The sequence below is a fragment of the Pedobacter namyangjuensis genome (assembly GCF_003313325.1).
GTDB classification, from domain to species: Bacteria; Bacteroidota; Bacteroidia; order Sphingobacteriales; family Sphingobacteriaceae; genus Pedobacter; species Pedobacter namyangjuensis.
This window is the reverse complement of sequence record NZ_QMHQ01000004.1, coordinates 84,781-107,746: the sequence shown is the minus strand read 5'-3', so window position 1 is coordinate 107,746 and position 22,966 is coordinate 84,781. Positions and strand designations below refer to the sequence as shown.

At 37.3% G+C, this 22,966-nt stretch carries 22 protein-coding genes; 9 read left to right on the top strand and 13 right to left on the bottom strand.

Going from position 1 to position 22,966, the window contains the following annotated elements:
* Positions 1-61 precede the first annotated feature (61 nt).
* Positions 62-1,492: a pseudouridine synthase gene (locus DUT69_RS16110; protein ID WP_113654291.1), complete on the bottom strand. Its 1,431-nt coding sequence runs from the start codon at positions 1,490-1,492 to the stop codon at positions 62-64.
* Positions 1,493-1,712: 220 nt separating this feature from the next.
* Here DUT69_RS16110 and DUT69_RS16105 point away from each other — a divergent pair, with 220 nt between their 5' ends.
* On the top strand, positions 1,713-2,486 hold the full coding sequence (locus DUT69_RS16105; protein WP_113654290.1) for a lytic transglycosylase domain-containing protein: 774 nt from the start codon (positions 1,713-1,715) through the stop codon (positions 2,484-2,486).
* A 134-nt stretch (positions 2,487-2,620) separates the two neighbouring features.
* The gene (locus tag DUT69_RS16100) at positions 2,621-3,667 is read left to right on the top strand and encodes a ferredoxin--NADP reductase (protein ID WP_113654575.1); all 1,047 of its coding nucleotides are present in this window, start codon (positions 2,621-2,623) and stop codon (positions 3,665-3,667) included.
* A gap of 67 nt (positions 3,668-3,734) precedes the next feature.
* Here DUT69_RS16100 and DUT69_RS16095 read toward each other — a convergent pair whose 3' ends face one another.
* The 8 genes from DUT69_RS16095 to DUT69_RS16055 all read right to left on the bottom strand — a co-directional run bounded on the left by DUT69_RS16095 (position 3,735) and on the right by DUT69_RS16055 (position 13,878).
* Positions 3,735-4,613: a pirin family protein gene (locus DUT69_RS16095; protein ID WP_113654289.1), complete on the bottom strand. Its 879-nt coding sequence runs from the start codon at positions 4,611-4,613 to the stop codon at positions 3,735-3,737.
* Between the two features lie 96 nt (positions 4,614-4,709).
* On the bottom strand, positions 4,710-5,912 hold the full coding sequence (fabV, locus tag DUT69_RS16090; protein WP_113654574.1) for an enoyl-ACP reductase FabV: 1,203 nt from the start codon (positions 5,910-5,912) through the stop codon (positions 4,710-4,712).
* A gap of 352 nt (positions 5,913-6,264) precedes the next feature.
* Positions 6,265-7,332: a serine hydrolase domain-containing protein gene (locus DUT69_RS16085; protein WP_113654288.1), complete on the bottom strand. Its 1,068-nt coding sequence runs from the start codon at positions 7,330-7,332 to the stop codon at positions 6,265-6,267.
* Positions 7,333-7,579: 247 nt separating this feature from the next.
* Positions 7,580-8,035 (bottom strand): SRPBCC family protein, encoded by a 456-nt coding sequence (locus DUT69_RS16080; protein ID WP_113654287.1) that lies wholly within the window; start codon positions 8,033-8,035, stop codon positions 7,580-7,582.
* 411 nt (positions 8,036-8,446) lie between these two features.
* The gene (gene gcvP, locus DUT69_RS16070) at positions 8,447-11,326 is read right to left on the bottom strand and encodes an aminomethyl-transferring glycine dehydrogenase (protein ID WP_113654285.1); all 2,880 of its coding nucleotides are present in this window, start codon (positions 11,324-11,326) and stop codon (positions 8,447-8,449) included.
* A 240-nt stretch (positions 11,327-11,566) separates the two neighbouring features.
* On the bottom strand, positions 11,567-12,130 hold the full coding sequence (locus tag DUT69_RS16065) for a hypothetical protein (protein WP_113654284.1): 564 nt from the start codon (positions 12,128-12,130) through the stop codon (positions 11,567-11,569).
* 53 nt (positions 12,131-12,183) lie between these two features.
* Positions 12,184-13,098: an EamA family transporter gene (locus tag DUT69_RS16060; RefSeq protein ID WP_113654283.1), complete on the bottom strand. Its 915-nt coding sequence runs from the start codon at positions 13,096-13,098 to the stop codon at positions 12,184-12,186.
* 63 nt (positions 13,099-13,161) lie between these two features.
* The gene (locus DUT69_RS16055; RefSeq protein ID WP_113654282.1) at positions 13,162-13,878 is read right to left on the bottom strand and encodes a pyridoxine 5'-phosphate synthase; all 717 of its coding nucleotides are present in this window, start codon (positions 13,876-13,878) and stop codon (positions 13,162-13,164) included.
* 143 nt (positions 13,879-14,021) lie between these two features.
* Between DUT69_RS16055 and DUT69_RS16050 the strand changes: the two genes are divergently transcribed.
* Positions 14,022-14,240, top strand: a complete 219-nt coding sequence (locus DUT69_RS16050) for a hypothetical protein (protein WP_113654281.1) — start codon at positions 14,022-14,024, stop codon at positions 14,238-14,240.
* Here the strand turns inward: DUT69_RS16050 and DUT69_RS16045 are convergent.
* Both DUT69_RS16045 and ahcY read right to left on the bottom strand, forming a co-directional pair.
* Positions 14,237-14,587 carry a DUF6370 family protein gene (locus tag DUT69_RS16045; RefSeq protein WP_113654280.1) on the bottom strand — a complete coding sequence of 117 codons (351 nt, stop codon included), beginning with the start codon at positions 14,585-14,587 and terminating at the stop codon, positions 14,237-14,239. The two genes, DUT69_RS16050 and DUT69_RS16045, sit on opposite strands and share 4 nt — an antisense overlap.
* 461 nt (positions 14,588-15,048) lie before the next feature.
* Positions 15,049-16,365, bottom strand: coding sequence for an adenosylhomocysteinase (ahcY, locus tag DUT69_RS16040; protein ID WP_113654279.1), 1,317 nt, complete (start codon positions 16,363-16,365; stop codon positions 15,049-15,051).
* A gap of 243 nt (positions 16,366-16,608) precedes the next feature.
* Between ahcY and DUT69_RS19585 the strand changes: the two genes are divergently transcribed.
* From DUT69_RS19585 to DUT69_RS16025, 3 genes are all read left to right on the top strand, one after another.
* On the top strand, positions 16,609-16,962 hold the full coding sequence (locus tag DUT69_RS19585; protein WP_113654278.1) for a DUF2752 domain-containing protein: 354 nt from the start codon (positions 16,609-16,611) through the stop codon (positions 16,960-16,962).
* Positions 16,963-16,966: 4 nt separating this feature from the next.
* Positions 16,967-17,530, top strand: a complete 564-nt coding sequence (locus DUT69_RS19385; RefSeq protein ID WP_205314292.1) for a CCC motif membrane protein — start codon at positions 16,967-16,969, stop codon at positions 17,528-17,530.
* Between the two features lie 149 nt (positions 17,531-17,679).
* Entirely contained in the window at positions 17,680-18,090 is a 411-nt protein-coding gene (locus tag DUT69_RS16025; RefSeq protein ID WP_113654572.1) for a BrxA/BrxB family bacilliredoxin, read from the top strand.
* 246 nt (positions 18,091-18,336) lie between these two features.
* On the opposite strand, the gene cdaA is transcribed toward DUT69_RS16025, so the two are convergent.
* Both cdaA and folP read right to left on the bottom strand, forming a co-directional pair.
* The gene (gene cdaA, locus DUT69_RS16020) at positions 18,337-19,134 is read right to left on the bottom strand and encodes a diadenylate cyclase CdaA (protein WP_113654277.1); all 798 of its coding nucleotides are present in this window, start codon (positions 19,132-19,134) and stop codon (positions 18,337-18,339) included.
* 108 nt (positions 19,135-19,242) lie between these two features.
* Positions 19,243-20,025, bottom strand: coding sequence for a dihydropteroate synthase (gene folP / locus DUT69_RS16015; RefSeq protein WP_317047220.1), 783 nt, complete (start codon positions 20,023-20,025; stop codon positions 19,243-19,245).
* Between the two features lie 136 nt (positions 20,026-20,161).
* Here folP and DUT69_RS16010 point away from each other — a divergent pair, with 136 nt between their 5' ends.
* From DUT69_RS16010 to DUT69_RS16000, 3 genes are read left to right on the top strand one after another with little or no spacing between them, the layout of a single operon-like run.
* Positions 20,162-20,704, top strand: coding sequence for a DUF1599 domain-containing protein (locus DUT69_RS16010; protein WP_113654276.1), 543 nt, complete (start codon positions 20,162-20,164; stop codon positions 20,702-20,704).
* Positions 20,705-20,729: 25 nt separating this feature from the next.
* Complete coding sequence (locus DUT69_RS16005; protein WP_113654275.1) at positions 20,730-21,881, top strand: BT_3928 family protein; 1,152 nt, start codon at positions 20,730-20,732, stop codon at positions 21,879-21,881.
* Positions 21,882-22,937 carry an ABC transporter permease gene (locus tag DUT69_RS16000; protein WP_113654274.1) on the top strand — a complete coding sequence of 352 codons (1,056 nt, stop codon included), beginning with the start codon at positions 21,882-21,884 and terminating at the stop codon, positions 22,935-22,937.
* Positions 22,938-22,966: the final 29 nt, after the last annotated feature.

The window sequence follows — 22,966 nt, the reverse complement described above, 5'->3', positions numbered from 1 at the left end:
AGCTATAAAAAAAGGTCGCTATGTTTAAACTTAGCGACCTTTTAAATTATATCTTAAAATCTTATTTGATAAGATGTTTGATTTGAATTAACTCATGATCTTCTAAAAATCTCCATCTGCCACGTGGCAAGTCTTTTTTAGTAAGGTTGCCATAAACAACACGGTCAAGTTTTACAACATCATACCCTAAGTGCTCAAAAATTCTACGAACAATGCGGTTTTTACCACTGTGTATTTGAATACCGATTTCTTTTTTGCTTGCGCCGGCAACGTAAGAAACATTATCTGGTTTAATCAAACCATCTTCTAATTCTAAACCGAACTGAATTTTGTTGAAATCGCCTTGGCTTAAGCTCTTATTTAACTCAACGTGATAAATTTTAGTAATTCCATTTTTAGGATGAGAAAGCTTGTCTGCTAAATCTCCGTCATTGGTCATTAAAATTAATCCTGTTGTATTTCTATCTAAACGACCAACAGGGTAAATACGTTCGCGACTAGCTTTTTCAACTAATTGCATAACTGTTTTACGCTCCTGCGGATCTTCAGTTGTGGTGATATAATCTTTCGGCTTGTTTAATAAAACGTAAACTTTCTTTTCGCGTTTTAACAATTCGCCATTGTAACGAACTTCGTCTTTAGATGGGTCTACTTTGTGGCCAAGTTCTGTAATTGGAATATTGTTTACAGAAACTACACCAGCTTCAATAAGTTCATCAGCCTTACGACGAGAACAAATACCAGAGTTGGCAATGTAACGGTTTAAACGAATTAAGCCATCGTCTTTAGGTTCTGCGGTTTTTCTGGCTCTAGTGGTAGGCGCAACTCTTTCGCCACGATCATCTTTACGTTTAAAGTCTCCTTCATCGCGTTTTCTGTATGGGCGGCTATCTGTACTTCTAGATGAGCTACCTTTTTTATCAGCGAATTTAGATTTGTCGCCGTCTGTTATATAGTTGTCTTTTTTAACGTAGCTACGTTTTTCTGAAGAATCATCTCTAGAACTACCTTCTTTATACGCTCTTGGTTTGTAGTCAGCGTTTCCACTATCTTTCTTTTCCCAAGGTTTAAAACCACCTTTAGATTCAGATCTAGGTTTGTAATCTCTGCTTTCGCCAGATCGATCGGTACGTGGTTTAAAGTCTTTACCTGCTCCAGTTCTAGGAGTATATGGCTTTGAATCGCCATCGCGAGTTGTTCTAGGTTTGTAATCTCTGCTTTCGCCAGTTCTATCTGTGCGTGGTTTAAAGTCTTTTCCAGCAGATGATCTTGGAGAGTAAGGCTTAGAATCGCCATCTCTCGAAGTTCTTGGTTTGTAAGCCGATTTATCTCCTGCTACAAAACCAGATTTGCGTTTGTCGTCTTTCTCATCTCTATCGCCAAACTTACTTTTGGGTTTGTCATCACTTGTGCTAGTAGTTCTTCTACCTCCACTTGGTTTGCCCGATTTGGACTTGTCATCCCGACTGTTCCTGTTATTGTTTTTTATCATGATACGATTTTGCCCGTACAAAACATACGGGGCGCAAAGATACTAAAAATGATGTAATCAAATAAGTAAAAAATGTGTTAAAATGATGTTTTTAAAATCTTAGTTTAAACCGCTTTAAAGCTTGATTTTGGCAGTTATTTTCGTAACTATTTGATAATTAGATAAATAATTTTTACCTTTGTCGCACCAAAAATAATTGTTCACCAAAAAAAGGAGGAAGATGCTAAAGAAACACCTCATTCCATGTACGGTAATTTTATCATTACTGGTTATGGCAAAAGTGTTTGCTTACACACTACCAGAAGTAAAAACAAGTCAAAAAAACAACAATCCCACCCCTATAGTTACCCCTGCTGAAGAGCCAGCATTTACCATAGCTCAACTAGAATTTGCAGAAGAATCTTTGCCTATGGGCGATAAGAAAATAACCGGCAAAATGAAGCGTGTTTTAGCTTCTTACGGTTACGAAAGTCTGCAGACAAATCGTTTGCACCGCAAAGCACAAGAATGGTTTCCTATTATAGAGCCTATTTTGGCTGCTTATGGTATTCCAAACGATTTTAAATACATGCCACTTGTAGAATCAGGTTTGCAAGGCGGAACATCGCCCAAAGGTGCAGCCGGTTATTGGCAATTTATGCCAGGTACTGCTCGTATGTACGGTTTAAAGGTTAATAGTAAAGTAGATGAGCGTAAAAATCTTCGTAAATCTACTATCGCTGCTGCCAAGTACATCAAAGAGTTGTATGGCATTTTTGATAGCTGGACTTTAGTGGCCGCTGCCTATAATGTAGGCGATGGTCATATGAGAAAGCAAATCAACAGGCAAAATCAGGATAATTATTTCAAAATGAAGCTTAACAGAGAAACAGGGGGATATGTTTACAAGCTCATTTCTATGAAAGAAATCTTGGAAAATCCAGAACGTAATGGTTATAAAAACCAAAAAGCTTTACTTGCTTACACTGGAAATAACACCAGTACCGCAGAATAATTTTTTGACTTAAATTAAGCTGAAAGCCATCCACAAAAAGGGATGGCTTTTTTATTTTATTTTATCCGAAACACTTAATGGCTTTTTTATTTTTAGATAGCCTTTGAAGATTTTTATTAATTTCGAAAATGTCTATGCAGAAACTTAGAGTAATAGCTGTAATACCACAACCTACTGAGGTAATAAAAATCTGTTTCGAAACCTTAAATGGCGAGAAACTGAATTATGTTGCTGGTCAGTTTTTGCCCTTAGTGTTTAAGTTTGCGGAAAGAGAACTCAGAAGATCGTATTCTTTTTGTAGTTCGCCAGATGTTGAGGAACCGATTGCTATTGCCGTTAAACTAGTAGAGAATGGGGAAATTTCAAGATTTATCCATCATCAGTTAAGGGTAGGAGATGAGGTTGAAATTGCAGAACCTAACGGATTGTTTACCTACGAAGTTGACAAAAATCTTCAACGTACAATATTCTTGTTTGCCGCTGGAGTAGGCATCACACCTTTGTTTTCTATTTTAAAAACGGCGTTGATTAAAGAGTCAAAATCTAAAATCGTACTCATTTACAGCAGCCGCTCTGCAAGCGACACATTGTTTTTAGAGGAAATAGCAGAATGGCAGTTAAAATATCCCGATAGGTTAAACGTAATACACTTATTTAGCAACTCTAAAAACCTTTTACGAGCAAGGTTGAATGGATTTTTAATCAACCAGTTAACGAAAGAATTTTTAGAATTTAATAAGGAAGATGCGCTATGCTATACTTGCGGACCAGTAGACTACATGGACGTTTGCAGAATTACGCTTTTAGGTAGTGGTTTTAAACCTCAACAGGTTAAGCGAGAAACGTTTGTGTTGCCAGAAGATGAAGTAGATGAGGATGATGCAACCGAGAAAGTAGTGGATAAAAACACCTACAGCGTAATCTTACATTTTAGAGGTAATATCCATCAATTGGAAATACCTTGGCCTAGAAGGATTTTGGAAGTGGCTTTGGCTAATAAAATAAACTTACCCTACAGTTGTAGTGGCGGTGTTTGTAGCACCTGTACTGCTACCTGCATAAGCGGTGGCGTAAGAATGGATTATAATGAAGTTTTAACCGATGAAGAAGTGGCAAATGGAAGAGTTCTAGTTTGCACCGGTCGCCCGACAGAAAATGGGACTACGATAACTTGGGAGTAGGCATGCTGTCATCCTGAACTTGTCGAAGGATTGAGAAGCTTCGACAGGCTCAGACTGACAACTCGAATTAAACCCTCCTCTCCGGCAAAGGCACAAAATCTGTTTCTCCGGGTACTTTTTCAAATTCTTGGTTTACCCATTTGTTTTTTGCCTCTTCAATCAGTTCTTTGCTTGTTGCAACAAAATTCCAATAGATAAAACGCTCTTCCGGAAATGCATCGCCACCAAAAATATAAATAGTAGTATTTGCTTTCATGGTAAATTCGCAAAGCGAGCTGTCTTTGGCTACCAATAATTGTTTTGGCTCAAAAGAATTATCATCATTTTCTATAGCACCTTCCAATATGTAAATGCCACTTTCGCCAAAAAGATATTCACCAATTTTAACCGTTTTTTCCTCCTCGCTTTTCAGTTCTAAAAAATACAAAGGACTGTAAACGGGTATTGGCGATTTTTTACCAAAGGCTTCGCCAGCAATGAGTTTATATTGTACCCCGTCTGTATTCCAGCTCGGCAGATCATCCGCATCTGCGTGATAAAACTCAGGTTCCATCTGCTCTAAATCTTTTGGTAGAGCCACCCAAATTTGTAATCCATGCAGGCTTTTTTCAGATTGGCGCAGGTATTCTGGCGTTCTCTCTGAGTGCACGATTCCCTTTCCAGCAGTCATCCAATTTACTTGTCCAGGTTTAATCTCTATTTCTGTACCCAAACTATCGCGATGCATCATGCTTCCTTCAAAAAGGTAGGTTAACGTAGATAAACCAATATGCGGGTGTGGCGGAACATCCAAATTCTCATGGTCGCTCAGCAAAGCCGGGCCCATATGATCTATAAAAGAAAATGGACCAACCATTCTTTTTTCTCTAAAAGGCAACAACCTTCCAACCATAAAATTGCCTATATCACTTGGCCTTTCTTCTATAATAAGTTTAATATTTGACATACCCTTAAACGATTTGTTTTGCTAAATTACTAAAAAACCTCACCCAAAATTAATTGAATGAGGTTTTTAACTTCCGAATTATGTACTTTAAATTAATTAGCTCTTAGGCTCAACTAAACCCGGTACTTCAACCATTTCATTGGCATCTGCTTGGTAGTCAACACCAGCTACATCAAATCCAAATAAGTTTAAAAAGTCAGTTTTATATCCAGCTAAATCGCCAGTTGCAGGTAAAGTCTCGGTTGTAGCTTGTTTCCAAAGCTCAGCAACCTTTGCTTGCACATCTTCACGCATTTCCCAATCGTCAATTCTAATTCTGCCTTTTTCATCCACAGGCACATCGCCACCGCTATATAATCGCTCTGCAAATAAACGCTGAATTTGCTCAATACAACCTTCATGTATGCCATCTTCTTTCATAATTTTATATAAGAAAGAAATATATAACGGAATAACCGGAATGGCCGAACTAGCTTGCGTAACCAAAGCTTTATTTACAGAAACGTAAGCTTTTCCATTTACATCTGCTAGCTTATCGCTAATTGAAAAAGCTGTAGCCTCTAAATGATCTTTTGCACGGCCAATAGTACCTTTGCGGTAAACGGCTTCTGTAACCGCCGGGCCAATGTAAGAATAAGCAACTGTAGTAAAACCATCAGCTAAAAGGTTTTCGGCTTTTAAGGCATCAATCCACATTTCCCAATCTTCGCCGCCCATAACAGCAACGGTATTTTCAATTTCTTCTTCGTTTGCAGGCTCAATAGAAACTTCAGAAACAATTCCAGTATGAAAATCTACTGTCTTATCGCTAAAAGTACCACCAATTGGTTTTAACGTAGAGCGATGCGTAATACCAGTTTTTGGATTTGTTCTAACTGGCGAAGCTAAACTGTAGATTATTAAGTCGATCTGACCTAAATCTGCTTTTATTAAATCAATAGTTTGCTGTTTTACCTCATCAGAGAATGCATCGCCGTTAATGCTTTTTGCATAAAGTCCGGCTTTTTGCGCCTCGGTTTCAAAAGCTGCAGTATTATACCAACCTGGCGAAGCAGTTTTTCCTTCTTTAGGTGGTTTTTCAAAATAAACACCAATGGTAGATGCGCCATTGCCAAATGCGCTAGTAATTCTAGATGCTAAACCAAATCCTGTTGATGCACCAATTACCAAAACCTTTTTAGGTGAGTTAATTGCGCCCTTAGATTTGACATAGTTAATTTGATTAATTACGTTTTGCTCGCAGCCCTTAGGGTGTGCGGTTAAACATATAAATCCTCGCATTCTAGGTTCAATAATCATAGTTTTTTTGCTAGTTAAATAATCGTGGGTTTTGTTGGCCACGTTTTCAAACCAAAACTATCCTAATTTTCGTTCCATTCCAAATATATCGCTCAAATGTTATTAGTTGGTTAATGTCATTGGTTATTTTTTTTCAGTTTTGCATTGTTGTAGGCGTATTTTTTTTGAAAAGCAAATACAAAGGCTTTTCGGATAAAGCAGTCCCGCTCTCGCTACAATCTTTTTAAACCTCGCAGGTTTGTACAACCTGCAAGCTTTTATAAAAAGTATTTTCGCTAAATCGGGTTTAGCATCGTTCCGGCTGTGCATCTATTTAAAGTTGCATTGCGCATAAAATTGAAGATGTTCTTTATCAATCCTTAAAATATGATAGAGCCACTTTTGCCAAATCTCGAGTTAGTTCGGTAGGTGAATTACAATCGCAATTAGTTAACGCAATTACATAAATATCTTCCGTTGGAATATAAACCGCCATAGATTTGAATCCAAATATACTGCCACCATGGTCTCTACTTTCTATTTCATTTATGGTTTTTATATGCCAACCGTAGCCATAGCTAAAATGTTCGCCATTATTTAAGCTGTACTTTGTAAAGGCTTTTTTAGCAGTAGCGGGTTGTAACAGAAGGTTATTTTTTAACGCATTTTGCCAAATCAGCATATCACCGGTGGTAGACATTAATGAGCCGGAGGCATAGGGAATATTAAAGCTAATTACACTTTTGTTAACGTAAACGTTGTTTTTTAGTTGATAGCCGTACGCTCGATTTTTTATTAGGCTTCTGTCGCTCGCATAACGAGAATTTTTCATTCCTAATTTCTCGAAAATATGCTTTTGTATATAATTCTCGTACGTTTCTCCAGAGGTGAGCTCAATTAAATAACCTAAAATAACATAGCCCGAGTTGTTATACTCAAATTTTTCACCAGGTAGAAAATTTGGGGTTTCATTTTTAAAGAAATCAATAACTTCCTTTGGATTTAGATCTTTTTGCGCAATCTGTTGCAAATTTTTCATTTTGGTAAAATCTTTAATACCAGATGTATGCGTTAGCAGGTGATGAACCGTAATGTTTTCGCCGTTCGGATAATCAGGAATGTATCTTTTTACTGGCGCATCAAGGCTGATTTTTCCTTGTTCTGCCAACATCAAAATGGAAATTGCAGTAAACTGTTTAGTTATAGAACCTAGTTGAAAAATACTTTCGTTATTTAAATCGACACCCAATTCTAAATTTGCTTTGCCGAAACTTTTCCGGTAAACAGGTTTTCCATTTTTTGCAATAAGAAAGGCTCCACCTGGGCTGGTTTTATCTTTAAAAGTAACAGAAATTAGACTGTCTACTTTAGCTTCAAACGTTTGAGCGTTTAAAGAACTGTAGATAAATAAGAATAATGCAATAACAAGGTGTTTTTTCATGAATTTTACTTTGATCCTGAGACGCGAAAAAATTAGAATGGGTTACATTAGGAATTTACGTATAGGACGTATAGTATGTTCGAGATTACAAATCTCGAACGGCATTAAACAGCGCTAACAGATTTTCGTCCTTGCGCAACGGGTAGCACGAAGCAATCTACCAGGACAAAAAATATCAGTCTGAGCTTGTCGAAGACTCTCATCGTGGTTGAGATAAGGTCGGCCACTCGTATTAATACTAAACAAATTACATCTTACTCAATTCAACTTCCAGCTTGTCGAAATTTTCCTCGTTTTTGTCAATTACGTACGGCCTTATTTTACTGCACTCATCCGCGGTTGCAAATATCATTTTGAAAATAACTTCGGTTTGTTCCTTACTTATTTCCTTAAAACTTGCAACTACTTGAAACAAAGGTTTCGAATGGCGTTTCCAGGCAATAAAAGATGGTTTTTCGATTTTTACGAATTCACATTCATTCGCATAGTTGCCCTTGTCTGGCCCATGCATTACAAAGCTCCATTTGCCACCTTCTCTAAAATCAAATTCGTTAAAAGTGTTTGTAAAACCTTTTGGTCCCCACCAATTTATTAAGTGAGCTGGATTTGCCCAAGCGTCGAAAACCAATTGCTGAGGGTAATTTAAAATCCTTGTGGTTACGATCTCTTTTTCGGGAGTGGTGTTAAAAGGCAGTGTTTCCATCTGGTTAGCTTTGTTATACCAAATATAAGCAACGGGCCTGAAAAGAAATATGGAATTGAACGGTTTTTTAATAATGGCAGTGCTGTTTGTACAATAAACCTGACAAAGTGAAAATCCTTTTTGCAAGTAATCAACTAGATAAATCGCTTCGTCGTTGCTCTCCTTGCGATGACGATGTAAACTAGCAATGGCAAAAAGATTGCAATGATGGCAGGACTAACATTAAGATGAAAAACTGCAATTGCTTTTCAAAAACTACCTATGCGATTTATAATGCAAATGGCAGGTTCTTTGAATTTGGAAAGAAAACCTTAAAGTTTTTCACAAAAAAAATAGCCCGAATTGCTCGGGCTATTTTTTCTCGGAATCCTTCAGCAACGCTCAGGATAACACTTTTGTATGATAAATAGCTTATGCTAAAGCTTCCTCTTCCATATAGCTTTCGATAGGAGGGCAAGCGCAAATTAGTGCTCTATCGCCATGGCTATCGTTAACTCTGCCCACTGAAGGCCAGAATTTATAAGCCGCTACGTAAGGCAAAGGAAAAGCTGCCGTTTGGCGACTATAACCATGCTCCCACTCGTTAGCAGTTACTACTGCAGCGGTATGTGGTGCATTTTTTAATGGGTTATCTGTTTTGTCCAAGCTTCCGTTTTCTACTTCGGTAATTTCATTTCTAATTGCTATTAAAGCATCGCAGAAACGGTCTAGTTCGTGCTTAGGCTCAGATTCTGTAGGCTCAACCATTAAGGTTCCGGCAACCGGGAATGAAACTGTAGGAGCGTGGAAACCGTAATCCATTAAACGTTTTGCAATATCAACTACCTCAATACCGAAGTTTTTAAAGCTACGGCAATCTAAGATCATCTCGTGTGCGCAACGACCTTGAGCACCAGAATACAATACAGGATAGTGTTTCTCTAACCTAGCTTTCATGTAGTTGGCGTTAAGGATGGCGTATCTAGTTGCATCTGTTAAGCCCTCGCCACCCATCATTGCGATGTAAGCATGAGAGATAATTAAAATAGAAGCCGAACCCCAAGGTGCAGAAGACACTGCCGGAATTGATTTTTCGTTGTTTATGTTAACCACAGCGTGACCCGGTAAGTATTTTACCAAGTGGGCAGCAACACCGATAGGGCCCATGCCAGGACCACCACCACCGTGAGGAATACAGAAGGTTTTGTGTAAGTTTAAGTGGCAAACATCTGCACCAATATTAGCAGGACTAGTTAGGCCAACTTGTGCGTTCATATTTGCACCATCCATGTAAACTTGTCCGCCATGTTGATGGATAGTTTCGCAAATTTCGATAATGCTTTCTTCGAATACACCGTGTGTAGAAGGGTAAGTTACCATTAAACACGATAGGTTTGCTGCATGTTCAGCCGCTTTTGCTTTTAAATCTTCAACATCGATGTTTCCATTTTCTAAAGATTTAACCACAACGATTTTCATACCGGCCATAGCTGCAGAAGCAGGATTGGTACCATGTGCAGATGCAGGAATTAATGCAATATTACGGTGATGATCTCCTCTGTCTTGATGATAAGCACGGATAACCATTAAACCTGCATACTCGCCTTGAGCGCCAGCGTTTGGTTGTAAGCTCATGGCAGCGAAACCAGTAATTTCACTTAACCATTTGTCCAACTCATCAAAAATGGTATAATAACCTAAAACTTGGTCGTTCGGTGCAAAAGGATGCACTTTACCAAACTCAGGCCAAGTAACCGGAATCATTTCTGTAGTTGCATTTAATTTCATGGTACATGAACCTAAGGCAATCATAGAGTGGCAAAGCGATAAATCTTTTGTTTCTAAAGATTTAATGTAACGCAACATTTCGTGCTCTGAATGGTGCGAGTTGAAAACTGGGTGTGTTAAATAAGTAGAAGTACGTTGAGAAGCCGAAGCTATGGTGGTATTCGCTTTTTCTGCAACATTTATACTGTCGGCAGCAATACCTTTAACTTTGGAAAATATACGTACCAGTAGTTTTACATCATCAAATGAAGTTGTTTCGTCTAAAGCGATGCTTACTACGTTTCCGTTATAATTAAGGTTGATGTTATTGTCTAAACATTCTTTGTGGATAGATCCGGTCAAGTCACCTAAATCCAACTGAACGGTGTCGAAAAATGATTTGCTTAGTACATTGTAGCCGGCCTCTTTTAAAGATGCAGCCAATGTTACAGCCAAACCATGAGTACGCTCTGCAATTAGTTTTAAGCCTTTTGGTCCGTGATAAACTGCATAAAAACCAGCCATAATAGCTAATAAAGCTTGAGCTGTACAAATGTTAGAAGTTGCTTTATCTCTACGGATGTGTTGCTCGCGAGTTTGCAACGCCATACGCAAAGCGTAATTGTTATTGCTATCGATAGTTACACCAATAATACGACCCGGGATTGAACGTTTATACTCGTCTTTAGTTGCAAAATATGCAGCATGTGGACCGCCAAAACCCATTGGTACGCCAAAACGTTGCGTAGTACCAACAACCACATCAGCCCCCCATTCTCCCGGAGGAGTCAATAAGGTTAAGCTTAATAAATCAGCAATTACCGTTAATTTTATGTTTTGCGTATGCAAAGCAGAAGCGAAATCTGTATAATTAAACACTTCGCCATTACCTGCCGGATATTGAACAATTGCACCGAAAAATTCTTCGGTTGCGGTAAATGTTTCGTGGTTGCCAATTACCAATTCTATACCGAATGGATTAGCACGGGTTTTTAAAATATCTATGGTTTGTGCAAAGATTAACTCAGACACAAAGTATTTAGTAGCTTTTTGATTTTTGCGTAAGCTGTATTGCATAAACATAGCTTCCGCAGCTGCGGTACCTTCATCTAACAAAGACGCATTGGCAATTTCCATTCCGGTTAAATCTATAACCATTGTTTGGAAATTTAACAACGCTTGTAAACGACCTTGTGCAATTTCTGCTTGGTAAGGCGTATACTGGGTGTACCATCCTGGGTTTTCCATTACGTTACGTAAAATTACACCAGGTGTAACCGTATCATAATAACCTTGCCCAATGTAAGATTTGTAAACTTTATTTAATGATGCAGTTTGCTTTAAACTGGCTAAATAATCGACCTCAGATTTTGCTTTCGGCAAGTTTAAAGGCTGTTTTAACCTAATTTTTTGAGGAACTGTTTGTTCGATCAGCTCATCAATAGAATTTACGCCAATGGTTTGTAGCATAGCCGCAGTATCTTCGCTATTTGGCGCAATATGGCGGTCTTGAAAATCTTCTTGGTAATGAATGTTTAAGCTCATGTAGTATAGCAATAAATGATTGCGCAAAGGTAAGAAATCCGCAACTATTTTTTGGTATCAAAAAGCACGTTAAAGCGTCATATTTTGGTGGCAAATTGGGGTTGTAACTTGGTTGGAAGGTTGTAAAGCTGGAATGCTGTAAAGTTGGGATGTTCCAAGCAAGGTGAGGATAAATTTTAAAAGAATAAACCTCAACACCAACAAAAGAGAACGAACTGATTTTTTCCCTAAGCCCTAAACTTACTTATTCACTTTCCAGCCTTCTTCCTTATCTAATTTTAAGCGATAGGTTTTAGTTATGAAATCGCTGTTGTCTTTGCTGTTTTTTTGAAATGGTGCAAAAACGGTGTTTATTTTTTTAAGCGATACCGTAACTTTTGCATTATTGTCGTTAACACGATTAAAGTCTACAGGCTTTTCGCTAGCCAATTCGTATGTAACAACTTTCACCGTTGCTTTGTCTTCATCTTGCTTAAGTACCAATTCGCTTGCTTTGTCAGTTAATGTAATTTGGTAAACATAACTACTGTCTTTTGACAAGAATTTTTTGCTGGCTTCTTTTAAAGTTAAAGTTACAAAACCTTCGTTGGCAAGGGTTTTATATTTTGCCAATTCAACCATATCTTTTTTGCTATTAAATTTCATCTCCCCAAAATGAAATCTATCGGTTTTATATTCTGGGTTTCCTTTTAGGTAAGTCGTAATAACGGTACCGGCTTCTTCTTCGTTAATTGTTGCTACGTTTTTACAGGCACCAAATGCAATTGCTACAAGTAATAATGCTGAAAATAACTTTTTTTTCATGGTTTTCGGTTTAGGTTGATGCGGGTATAAAGCAATCACTGTTAACTACGTTTTTACGCGGTTTTTGTTCTAAAGATATTTCCCTTTTTTAAATTTTCCAAATTGGGTAAAATCATCGCTCCTAAAATGATTATAACGCCTAACCAACGTATAGCGCTAACTGGTTCTTTTAAAACAATTGCCGACATGCTTACGGCCACCGGTAGTTCTACCGAGCTCAAAATAGAACTTAACGTTAAACCTGCTTTTGGAATGCCACCTGCAAAACATAAGGGTGGAATTACGGTTCCAAAGACTGCCAATATCAATCCCCATTTTAATAAACTGCCACCTAAAGCACCATTAATTAAAAAATAGGGTGGAAGTAGGATAAAGACAATAATACAAGCGCCAGTTATCATTAAGGCGCTTTTTTTAAGTACCGGATATTCTGTGCCAAGTTTGCCATTTAGCATTAAGAACGATGCATAAAACGCCGCGGAAATTAAGCCGTAAATAATGCCAGTGATATTAAAATTAGCCGACACACTTTCGTAATAACCACTTGCGGCAATAGTGCCGGTTAAAATAAATATGATCGCTAAAATTTGGTTTCCGGTTGGTTTCTTCTTGTAGATAATCAACTCCAAAAGAACGCTAATCCATACAAATTGCATGAGCAAAATGATAGCTACGGATGCAGGAACTAATTTTACGCATTGATAGTAGCACAAACTAACCATGCCCGAAAACATACCGGCGCCAACCAACTTTAACCAATGGGTTTTTATTACCGGGTTTGGTTTGTTTTTAGATTTTGTTTTTGATTGTATGAGGAAGGCAGTCCATAAAAGAACCATGCCGAAAAATGCTTGCGTACCTGTTACGTCAGACAAAGTGTAACCCTCTGCGTAAGCTAGTTTTACAAAAGTGGATAAGATGCCGAAACTACAGGCACCAAATAATACGAGGAGAATTCCTTTTAACATAGATTTAGGTTGAAAGCGAAAGCTTAAAGTCCGAAGCTTTCTGCTTTAGGCTTTTCGCTTATATTATGCAAGCTGTTTTAAATAAAGTTGAATGGTTTTTTCCAGCCCGAAATAAAGTGCGTTGCTTATTAAGGCATGGCCGATGGAAACCTCCAATAGATTAGGAATGTTTTGCGCAAAATACTGCAGGTTATCTAAATCTAAATCGTGGCCAGCGTTTAAGCCTAAACCTAATTCGTTTGCCTTTTTTGCAGCTGTAATATAAGGTGCAATTGCTCGTTCTTTATCATTGTGATAATTGCTGGCATAAGCTTCGGTATACAGTTCGATTCTGTCGGTACCGGTTGCTAGCGCACCTTCAACCATTTCTAAAACAGGGTCTACGAATATAGAAACTCGAATGCCGGCAGTTTGAAAAACAGAAACCATTTCTTTTAAGTAATCTTTCTCTTTAATAGTATCCCAGCCGTGGTTAGAGGTTATTTGTCCTAATACATCGGGTACCAGAGTTACTTGTGCTGGTTTGTTTGCTAAAACAAGATCTATAAATTTTTGCTCTTTGCAATTACCTTCTATATTAAATTCTGTTGCAATTACGGCTTTTAAATCAAAAGTATCTTGGTAGCGGATATGCCTTTCGTCTGGACGTGGATGTACGGTAATACCTTGTGCGCCAAAACGCTCACAGTCTAGTGCAACTTTAACCAAATCAGGATTGTTGCCACCACGGCTATTGCGTAGTGTAGCTATTTTATTAATGTTGACTGATAATTTTGTCATAAAGCAAAGATATGAATTAAGGTTGAAGGCGGAAGGGTGTAAGGTTTAAGGTTTTGAACGCTCAATGGGTTTTATTGTTAGCGGAAATTTTGTTTATTGATTAAATATTAAGCAGATTTACAAATAAAACGATCCAAAAATATATGCGAATCTCTTATGCCTTTATGGCCGAAGGTTTGACTGATAACATTATTGAAGACGATGTTGTTGCCGAACGTTTGAACCAGAAGCTGCAGCTATTTTTAGATGCTAATAAAGTAAAATCATACGAGATTATAAATACCGAAACCTCTACGATAAGCTATAAAAGCACCAATCATAATTACAACCTAGTTTCGATGCACTTAGCTTACGAACTTTAATTTTTATCGTTTATAAGTGCAATAGACTTTGCATTAAAGCGATTGTTAACAATCTCGCCGGTAACTTTTGCTTTGCTAATTACATTGCAAAAACCATGCTTTTCATCGTGGGCATCACCAAAATCGTCAATTTTTTTTCCGTCTACGAAATAAGGTTTGCTGTCTATTCTTACCGCTAGATCGCAACTTTTCCCTTCCATTTTAAATTTGCATTCGCCACAGGCAATTTCTACAACTTTATCTTTAATAACCGTTTGTTGTTTTGTGGTTTTTTGTTGAGGTTTTGTTTGTGCACTAGCCGATAAACCAGCAAAAGTTACAAATAGCGCAATGATTAAGGCCTTCATATTCTTTGAAAATTAAGTTTGAAAAAGCAAATGTAGCTTATCATTAACTATTGATAAACTGTTTTGTGTAATTTTTGGCTAAAGCCAGTGTTTTGTTTTGGTGTTTGTTGGCAGCAATAACGGCAATGAATAAGGTAGATTGCGAGTTGCTGTATAATACCGACCAATTAGCACTTTTGCAGGAAACAAGTTTTACAAAAAGGCATTAAGCTTTTGTAAAATAAACCAGATGGAAGTGAGCACGAACGAAGAGAGTAAAACGGACAGCGGGACTGAACAACCCAAAACGCTACTGACATAGTTTTGCAAAAAAAAATTGATTAATCGGCTGAAAAAGCCACCTTACAAAGACGACGATATAAAAAAAGGGATATGCATTTTGCACATCCCTTTTTTAAGGTTAAAGAATAAGGAGCGAGGATGAAAGATAACTTTCTACTTTTAACTCCAAACTTTCTTTCTTAGTATCTATAAGTATCTGGTTTGAAAGGACCTTCTACAGCTACGCCGATATAATCTGCTTGGTGCTGATCTAAAACGTCTAATTCTACACCAATTTTTTCTAAGTGCAAACGAGCAACTTTTTCGTCTAGATGCTTAGGTAATACATAAACTTTGTTTTCGTATTTACCTGGGTTAGTCCACAACTCTAATTGCGCCAAAGTTTGGTTTGTGAACGAGTTACTCATTACAAAACTTGGGTGGCCAGTTGCACAGCCTAAGTTAACCAAACGACCTTCTGCCAAAACAATTACATCTTTACCGTCGATAGTATATTTATCAACCTGAGGTTTAATTTCAACTTTAGTATCGCCATAAGCCCCATTTAACCAAGCCATGTCAATTTCGTTGTCGAAGTGGCCGATGTTACATACAATAGCTTTGTCTTTTAACGCACGGAAATGTTTTTCGCGAACGATATCACAGTTACCAGTTGTAGTTACAACGATATCTGCTTCTTTAATAGCGGTATCTAAACGTTTTACTTCGTAACCTTCCATTGCTGCTTGTAAAGCACAAATTGGATCGATTTCGGTAACGATAACACGTACACCTTGCGAGCTTAACGACTCTGCAGAACCTTTACCAACATCGCCATAACCGCAAACAACGGCAACTTTACCAGCCATCATTACATCAGTTGCACGACGAATTGCGTCTACTAATGATTCGCGACATCCGTATTTGTTATCGAATTTAGATTTAGTTACAGAATCGTTAACGTTAATTGCAGGTAAGTGCAATGTTCCGTTTTTCATTCTTTCGTATAAACGGTGTACACCAGTTGTAGTTTCTTCAGATAAACCTTTAATTGCTGCAATTAGCTCAGGATATTTATCGAAAACCATGTTGGTTAAATCACCACCATCATCCAAAATCATGTTTAATGGCTGACGATCTGGACCAAAATGTAAAGTTTGCTCAATACACCAATCGAAATCGGCTTCGTTTAAGCCTTTCCAAGCATAAACTTGAATACCAGCAGCAGCAATTGCAGCGGCAGCGTGATCTTGAGTTGAGAAAATATTACAAGACGACCATGTAACTTCTGCACCAAGTTCTACCAATGTTTCAATTAAAACTGCAGTTTGGATGGTCATATGCAAACAACCTGCAATGCGAGCGCCCGCTAAAGGTTTAGATGGTCCGAATTCTTTTCTAAGCGACATTAAACCAGGCATTTCTGCCTCTGCTAATCCAATTTCTTTACGGCCCCATTCTGCCAGTGAAATGTCCTTAACTTTATAAGGAACGTATGAAGTCTCTACTGATGACATGCTTTTTTGTTTTTAATGAACTGCAAAGTTACGGCATAGCTTTGTGAAAGCCAAACCACTTAACATTTGTTTTAGTAGATTGGATGTAATAATTTTTAGTAAAACAATGTCAGTAGTGTTTGGCTAAATTAGCCCTGCTCATCGCTTTACTAGGCCAAGAAAATTGGCCGTCGTGCTCGCTTTGATCAGGTTTATTTAACAAAATTTGTGTAGCAACGGCATAATCTATATTTTCGTGCTACCATGAAAGCCAAGCTTGCTATTGTTTTACTTATTGTTTTAACCGAAGGTAGTGGCTTTATTCATTGGCTGGAGCATCACCTTTTAACATGTCCATTTAAAGCTTCAACAGGCATAGATTGCCCAGGTTGCGGTTTGCAAAGATCCTTCGTTCAGCTTATACAGGGCAATTTTACAGCTTCTTTCAAATTCTATCCGCCTACAATTTTTATTGTAGTTTTATTAATATTTACGGCAGTTCATTTAAAATTTGATTTCAAAAACGGAGCATTTATTATAAAAATGCTTTATATTGCTATCACAATTACAATAGTTGCTAATTACATTTACAAAATACTAAACAACCAATTAATTTAAAACTATGTCTGAAGAACAATTACCAGAAGAAAATCCTAAAAAAAGAGACGAACAAGAAGAGGGGTTAAACCCAGAAAGTACGCCTGAATCTACGCCGGCTCCAGAGCCTGTAGTTCCGCCTGCGGCGCCAGTAGAGCCTACTCCATTTCAACCGCACAACGGCGGTTTTCCACCGAATAATGGTGGCTTTCCTCCAAACAATGGCGGTGGTTTTACGCCAAACAACGGCGGATTTGGTATGCAACAAGCATTGCCGAATGCTACTGTAGTATTAGTGTTAGGTATTTTATCTATCGTGTTATGTTGCTGTTATGGTATTCTTGGTTTAATACCAGCAATTATTGCTTTGGTATTAAGCAAAAAAGATAGAGCCTTGTATGCAGCAAATCCAACGCTTTATACCGAAAGCTCATCTAAAAACTTAAATGCAGGTAGAGTTTGTGCTATTGTTGGTTTAGTTCTTAATATTTTAACTTTAGTTTACTACATCGCAATTATTGCAATGTTTGGTACAGCTATGTTAAGCGACCCACAAGCAATGCAGGACGTGTTAAGAGGAATGCAATAAGCTCATCTTATATTTTCCTAAAACGGCTTACGTACAGTAAGCCGTTTTTTTGTGGTCTATACGTCAGTAAATTGTTATTTTATTTAGCAATAAATTTAAGCGAAGCTTATTTCTTATCTTTGCAGCATCAATTATTAAAAGATAAAGAAATGTATCCAGAATATTTAGTAGAGCCAATGCGTGCCGAGTTAACCAATGTAGGTTTTGAAGAATTGAAAACTGCTGATGCGGTAGACAGTGCAATTAAAGCAGAAGGTACTGTGTTTGTAGTGGTAAACTCTGTATGTGGTTGTGCTGCTGCAAATGCTCGTCCGGCGGCAAAATTAGCGGCAGCAAATGCAAAACACCCAAATAAATTGGTAACCGTTTTTGCAGGTATGGAAAAAGAAGCGGTAGATAGAGCTAGAGGTTATATGATGCCATTTCCACCTTCATCTCCATCAATGGCGTTATTTAAAGATGGCAAATTAGTACATATGATTGAGCGTCATCAAATTGAAGGTCGCCCTGCGCAAATGATTGCTGATAGCCTAATTGGCGCTTTTGAGCAATATTGCTAATTAGACTATAAAAGATAAAGGAGCAAAGATTAAAGATGTTTATCTCTAATTTTTGCTCCTTTTTTTGTTTCTAAATTTTAGCACCGCAGCTACCTAAGTGAATTTATAGCTAGTTTTTATTGTGATTTTGTCCTAAATCCTTAATCCTAAATCCTTAATCCTTGCTCCTTGTTCCTTGCTCTTTATTCCTTGCTCTTTATTCCTTGCTCCTTGCTCCTTATTCCTTGCTCCTTGTTGCTCCTTGCTCTAAAAGTCCTTATTCAGCAATTTCTCTAGTTCTCCAAAAGAAACATTCATTCTTACCCTACCTTGTTTAGCGTAGGCAATCTCGCCAGTTTCTTCAGAGATAATAACGGCAACAGCATCTGTAGTTTCTGATACGCCAATGCCAGCTCGGTGACGCAAGCCAAATTGTGGAGGAAGCTTATCGTTATCTGTGAGTGGCAATATACAACTGGCACTTTTGATTTTATTCTCCGATATAACAACTGCGCCATCGTGTAGCGGACTGTATTTTTGGAATATGCTCTCAAGCAAACGTTTAGAAATTTTAGCGTCAATTAATTCACAGCTGTTGTTAAAAAGTTCATCATCGTAATACTTCACAAAAATAATTAATGCGCCTGTTCTGCTTTTTTTCATGCTTTTACAAGCATCTATTATCGGTTTAATTCTAATCAGATTATCGCGTTCTAAATCCTTACTTCCGAAAAGATATCCCCACCAAGCTTTATTTTTCTGTAAGAAAGTGCTTTTACCTATATGTAGTAAAAAGCGCCTGATTTCTGGTTGAAAAATAATAACCATAGCCATAATTCCCACGCTCATAAATTTATTTATGATGCTAGAGAGCAGGTCCATGTGTAAGCTGGTTACTAAATGATAAAACAAGAAGATAATCAGCATGCCTAATAAAAGATTTACGGCAAGTGTGTTTCTAATTAGGCTATAAACGTAATATAACAGTATCGCCACCACGATAATGTCAATTATGCTCATCCAAGTGATCTTATCTATCAGAAAGTCGAAATCAAAACTCTTCATTTGAGCACAAGTTAATCAATTTGCCTGGCTAATTTATAAATGAGCGAGTTTTATAGCAGTATTTCGTCGGAATTTTAAAAAAAAAATTCTCAAATTTTCTAAAGCTAGCTAATTAGATGGGTTGTTTACCTTTTCGTTTAACTTAATGCACTCCATTGCCGCCTTAACATCATGCACTCGTAAAATATTTGCGCCTTTTTGCAAAGCGATGGTGTTTAAGATGCTAGTTCCGTTTACGGCATCTTCTGTTTTTATGTCCAAAACCTTGGTAATCATTGATTTTCTAGAAAAACCAACTAATAATGGGAGCTCAAATACATTTAAGCTTTCCATTTGCTGCAATAGTTGGTAATTGTGCGTCATTGTTTTAGCAAAACCAAAACCTGGATCGATAATCACATCTTTAATACCTAAATTTCTCAGTTTCTGTATTTTGGTATTAAAATAAGAAAAGACCTCTGCAACTACATCTTCATAAACAGGATTTTGTTGCATGTTTTGTGGTGTACCTTTCATGTGCATCATAATGTAGGGTATCTTAAGTTTTGCAACAGTATTAAACATTTCCGCATCTAAATCGCCTCCGGCAATATCATTTATAATATTTGCTCCAGAAAAAATTGCTTCCTCTGCTACTTTAGCTCTGAAAGTATCTACAGATATTATAGTGTTAGGAAACTCATAATTTACAGCTTTTAGGATTGGAATTAAACGTTCAATTTCTTCTTTTTCGCTAACATCAGCGGCGCCAGGTCTTGATGAGTAAGCACCAATATCAATAAACTTAGCACCCTCATTTATAAAAGTTTCAACCTTTTTTAAAGCATCTCTTATCCCACTAGCACGACTGCCGGCAAAGAAAGAATCGGGAGTAATATTTAAAATTGCCATAACCGATGGCTTAGTCAGATCAACCAGCGTACCTTTGCTATTTAATGTAAGTTTTCGGTTTAAAAATGTATCTTTAGCCATCATTTAATACAAAAATAGGTATTAAAATACCTTTAAACTAAATATTTTAATTGTTTTGCCAGTAAATACATCACAAGAATATAGCGACGTAATAGCGGTGTGTAAATCGCTTTTTTTAAAAAAAACTAAAGATTACGGTACGGCTTGGCGCATCTTAAGGCCTTTGTCTATTACTGATCAGATTTTTATTAAAGCACAACGCATCAGAACACTAGAAGAAAAGAAAATTTCTAAGGTAGGAGAGGATGTTACTTCAGAATATATAGGTATTGTAAACTACTGCATAATTGCTATGTTGCAACTGGAGTTAACAGACAAAGACCCAAATGAGTTGGACGTTCAATTGGTAGAAACCTTATTTGATAAAAGTGTAAATGAAACCAAGGAATTGATGTTTGCCAAAAACCACGATTACGGAGAGGCTTGGAGAGATATGCGCATTAGCTCATTAACCGATTTAATTCTGATGAAGATTTTCAGGGTAAAACAAATTGAAGATAATTTGGGGCAAACCGTAGCCTCTGAAGGTGTAAAAGCCAACTACCAGGATATGTTAAACTATGCCGTTTTTGCGCTCATAAAGCTCGATGTAAAATAGAAATTTAAGCCTATACACAATAATTATGCAGAGATTAACCCTAATTTTTTCACGATGGTTTGTTGGTATACTATTTATATTCTCTGGTTTAATTAAAGCTAATGATCCTTTAGGGTTTGGCTATAAACTGCAAGAGTATTTTGATGTCTTTCACCTTTCGTTTTTAAATGGTTGGGCAACTGGTATAGCTATCATTTTATGTGTGTTAGAAATAGTTTTGGGCGCATTATTGCTTTTCGGTTTTTGGAAAAATACAGTTACTAAAGGTTTGCTAGCGCTTATTATCTTTTTTACATTTTTAACGTTTGTATCTGCCGCATTTAAAGTAGTAACTTCTTGCGGTTGCTTTGGCGATGCAATTCCTTTAACTCCGTGGCAATCGTTTAGCAAAGATCTTGTTTTATTGCTGATGATCATTTATTTGTATCTTAAACGAGAACTAATTCAGCCTGTAACCAACCACCCAGGTTGGCAAAGCGGATTATTTTCGGCCGTTTTTGCCGCTTCGTTATTTTTTGGAACGTTTACGTATAATTTTTTACCGATTATAGATTTTCTACCTTATAAAGTTGGCGCAAGTATACCTGAGAATATGAAAATACCAGAGGGAGCACCACAAGACGAGTATCTGATTATGTATCAGCTTAAGCATAAGAAAACTGGTGAAACCAAAACCATGAGCGATAAGGACTACATGAAATTGGAAATTTGGAAAGATGAAGATTGGGAAGTTGTAGGCACGCCAGAAAAGAAACTAATTAAAAAGGGCTACGATGTTAAGATTAAAGATTTACTAATTACCGATGCATCTGGAACTGATTATACCAAAGAAATAATCGAAAACCCGTATTATAATTTAGTAGTGGTAGCTTATAGTTTAGATAATGCTAACGAAAAGGCTATTGGCGAAACAAATGCATTGGCCTTAAATGCCGCTGAGCAGTTTAATATTCGTACGGTTTTATTAACTTCAAACTCGGCACAGGATGCGGATGAGTTTAGTACAAAAATGAAACTGTTTATGGAGGTTTTTTACGCAGACGCTGTTCCGTTAAAAAGTATGGTTAGGGCAAATCCTGGTGTTATGCTTTTGAAAAATGGCGTTGTTGTACAAAAATGGCATTATAACAGTTTGCCATCATTTGATAAATTGGCAGAACAATATTTCTCGAAGTAAATGGGTACCTACGCACTTAAAAAGATACTGTACGGTTTCGCTGTAATGGCGGGTGTTATCTTGGTTGTTTTTGTGCTTTTTAATATTTTACCCGGCGATCCTGCTCGAATGACCTTGGGACAACGTTCTGATGTGCAATCTTTGGATGCAGTGCGTAAAGAGTTTGGTTTGGATAGGTCAAAGCCGGTTCAGTTTTTTCTGTATTTGAATGATTTATCGCCATTAAGTATCCACCCGAACCTCAAAGAAAATGAAGATAAATACGGTTATCAAAAGCTATTTGCCATTGGCGATGATGCCCTGGTTATAAAAACGCCTTATCTGCGCAGATCTTATCAAACCAAGAGAGATGTAACTGCCATACTTTCTGAAACCGTACCCAATACATTTGTATTAGCTTTAACCGCCATGATTTTTGCAACAATAATTGGAGTGTTTTTAGGTGTTGTTTCTGCCGTAAAACAAGGCACTTGGATTGATAATGCTGCTAACTCATTTGCTATATTAGGTATTTCGGCTCCATCTTTTTTCGCGGGAATTATTATCGCTTGGTTGTTCGGATTTGTATTAGCAGATTATACTGGCTTAAATATGAGTGGAAGTTTGTATAGTTACGATCCTTTTGAAGGAGAAATTATTACTTGGAAAAACCTTTGGTTACCAATGATTACGCTAGGCTTACGACCATTAGCCATTATTGTACAATTAACACGCAGTGCGATGTTAGATGTATTGGCACAGGATTACATCAGAACCGCAAGAGCAAAAGGTTTAAGTCGCAATGCGATAATTTATAAACATGCTTTGAAGAATGCTTTAAATCCGGTAATTACTGCAATATCTGGATGGTTTGCGTCGCTTTTAGCTGGGTCATTCTTTGTAGAATATATTTTTGGCTACAACGGCTTGGGCAGAACAACGGTAACAGCACTAGAAATGTCTGATTTCCCCGTAGTAATGGGGTCCATTTTATTTATCGCCTTTGTATTTGTAGTGGTAAATATCTTGGTCGATTTAATGTACGCATGGGTAGATCCGAGGGTTAAACTTTCTTAGTAATCGGTTTTGCCAAATAATCAGACATT

Excerpts from the sequence above, each read along its gene's own strand:
- ahcY (WP_113654279.1), bottom strand. The coding sequence starts at position 16,365 with ATGTCATCAGTAGAGACTTCATACGTTCCTTATAAAGTTAAGGACATT.
- DUT69_RS16025 (WP_113654572.1), top strand. The coding sequence starts at position 17,680 with ATGTATCCAGAATATTTAGTAGAGCCAATGCGTGCCGAGTTAACCAAT.
- DUT69_RS16095 (WP_113654289.1), bottom strand. The coding sequence starts at position 4,613 with ATGTCAAATATTAAACTTATTATAGAAGAAAGGCCAAGTGATATAGGC.
- DUT69_RS16085 (WP_113654288.1), bottom strand. The coding sequence starts at position 7,332 with ATGAAAAAACACCTTGTTATTGCATTATTCTTATTTATCTACAGTTCT.
- DUT69_RS16105 (WP_113654290.1), top strand. The coding sequence starts at position 1,713 with ATGCTAAAGAAACACCTCATTCCATGTACGGTAATTTTATCATTACTG.
- DUT69_RS16005 (WP_113654275.1), top strand. The coding sequence starts at position 20,730 with ATGCAGAGATTAACCCTAATTTTTTCACGATGGTTTGTTGGTATACTA.
- DUT69_RS19385 (WP_205314292.1), top strand. The coding sequence starts at position 16,967 with ATGTCTGAAGAACAATTACCAGAAGAAAATCCTAAAAAAAGAGACGAA.
- DUT69_RS16000 (WP_113654274.1), top strand. The coding sequence starts at position 21,882 with ATGGGTACCTACGCACTTAAAAAGATACTGTACGGTTTCGCTGTAATG.
- DUT69_RS16050 (WP_113654281.1), top strand. The coding sequence starts at position 14,022 with ATGCGAATCTCTTATGCCTTTATGGCCGAAGGTTTGACTGATAACATT.
- DUT69_RS19585 (WP_113654278.1), top strand. The coding sequence starts at position 16,609 with ATGAAAGCCAAGCTTGCTATTGTTTTACTTATTGTTTTAACCGAAGGT.
- gcvP (WP_113654285.1), bottom strand. The coding sequence starts at position 11,326 with ATGAGCTTAAACATTCATTACCAAGAAGATTTTCAAGACCGCCATATT.
- DUT69_RS16065 (WP_113654284.1), bottom strand. The coding sequence starts at position 12,130 with ATGAAAAAAAAGTTATTTTCAGCATTATTACTTGTAGCAATTGCATTT.
- DUT69_RS16055 (WP_113654282.1), bottom strand. The coding sequence starts at position 13,878 with ATGACAAAATTATCAGTCAACATTAATAAAATAGCTACACTACGCAAT.
- DUT69_RS16110 (WP_113654291.1), bottom strand. The coding sequence starts at position 1,492 with ATGATAAAAAACAATAACAGGAACAGTCGGGATGACAAGTCCAAATCG.
- fabV (WP_113654574.1), bottom strand. The coding sequence starts at position 5,912 with ATGATTATTGAACCTAGAATGCGAGGATTTATATGTTTAACCGCACAC.
- cdaA (WP_113654277.1), bottom strand. The coding sequence starts at position 19,134 with ATGAAGAGTTTTGATTTCGACTTTCTGATAGATAAGATCACTTGGATG.
- DUT69_RS16100 (WP_113654575.1), top strand. The coding sequence starts at position 2,621 with ATGCAGAAACTTAGAGTAATAGCTGTAATACCACAACCTACTGAGGTA.
- folP (WP_317047220.1), bottom strand. The coding sequence starts at position 20,025 with ATGGCAATTTTAAATATTACTCCCGATTCTTTCTTTGCCGGCAGTCGT.
- DUT69_RS16060 (WP_113654283.1), bottom strand. The coding sequence starts at position 13,098 with ATGTTAAAAGGAATTCTCCTCGTATTATTTGGTGCCTGTAGTTTCGGC.
- DUT69_RS16080 (WP_113654287.1), bottom strand. The coding sequence starts at position 8,035 with ATGGAAACACTGCCTTTTAACACCACTCCCGAAAAAGAGATCGTAACC.
- DUT69_RS16045 (WP_113654280.1), bottom strand. The coding sequence starts at position 14,587 with ATGAAGGCCTTAATCATTGCGCTATTTGTAACTTTTGCTGGTTTATCG.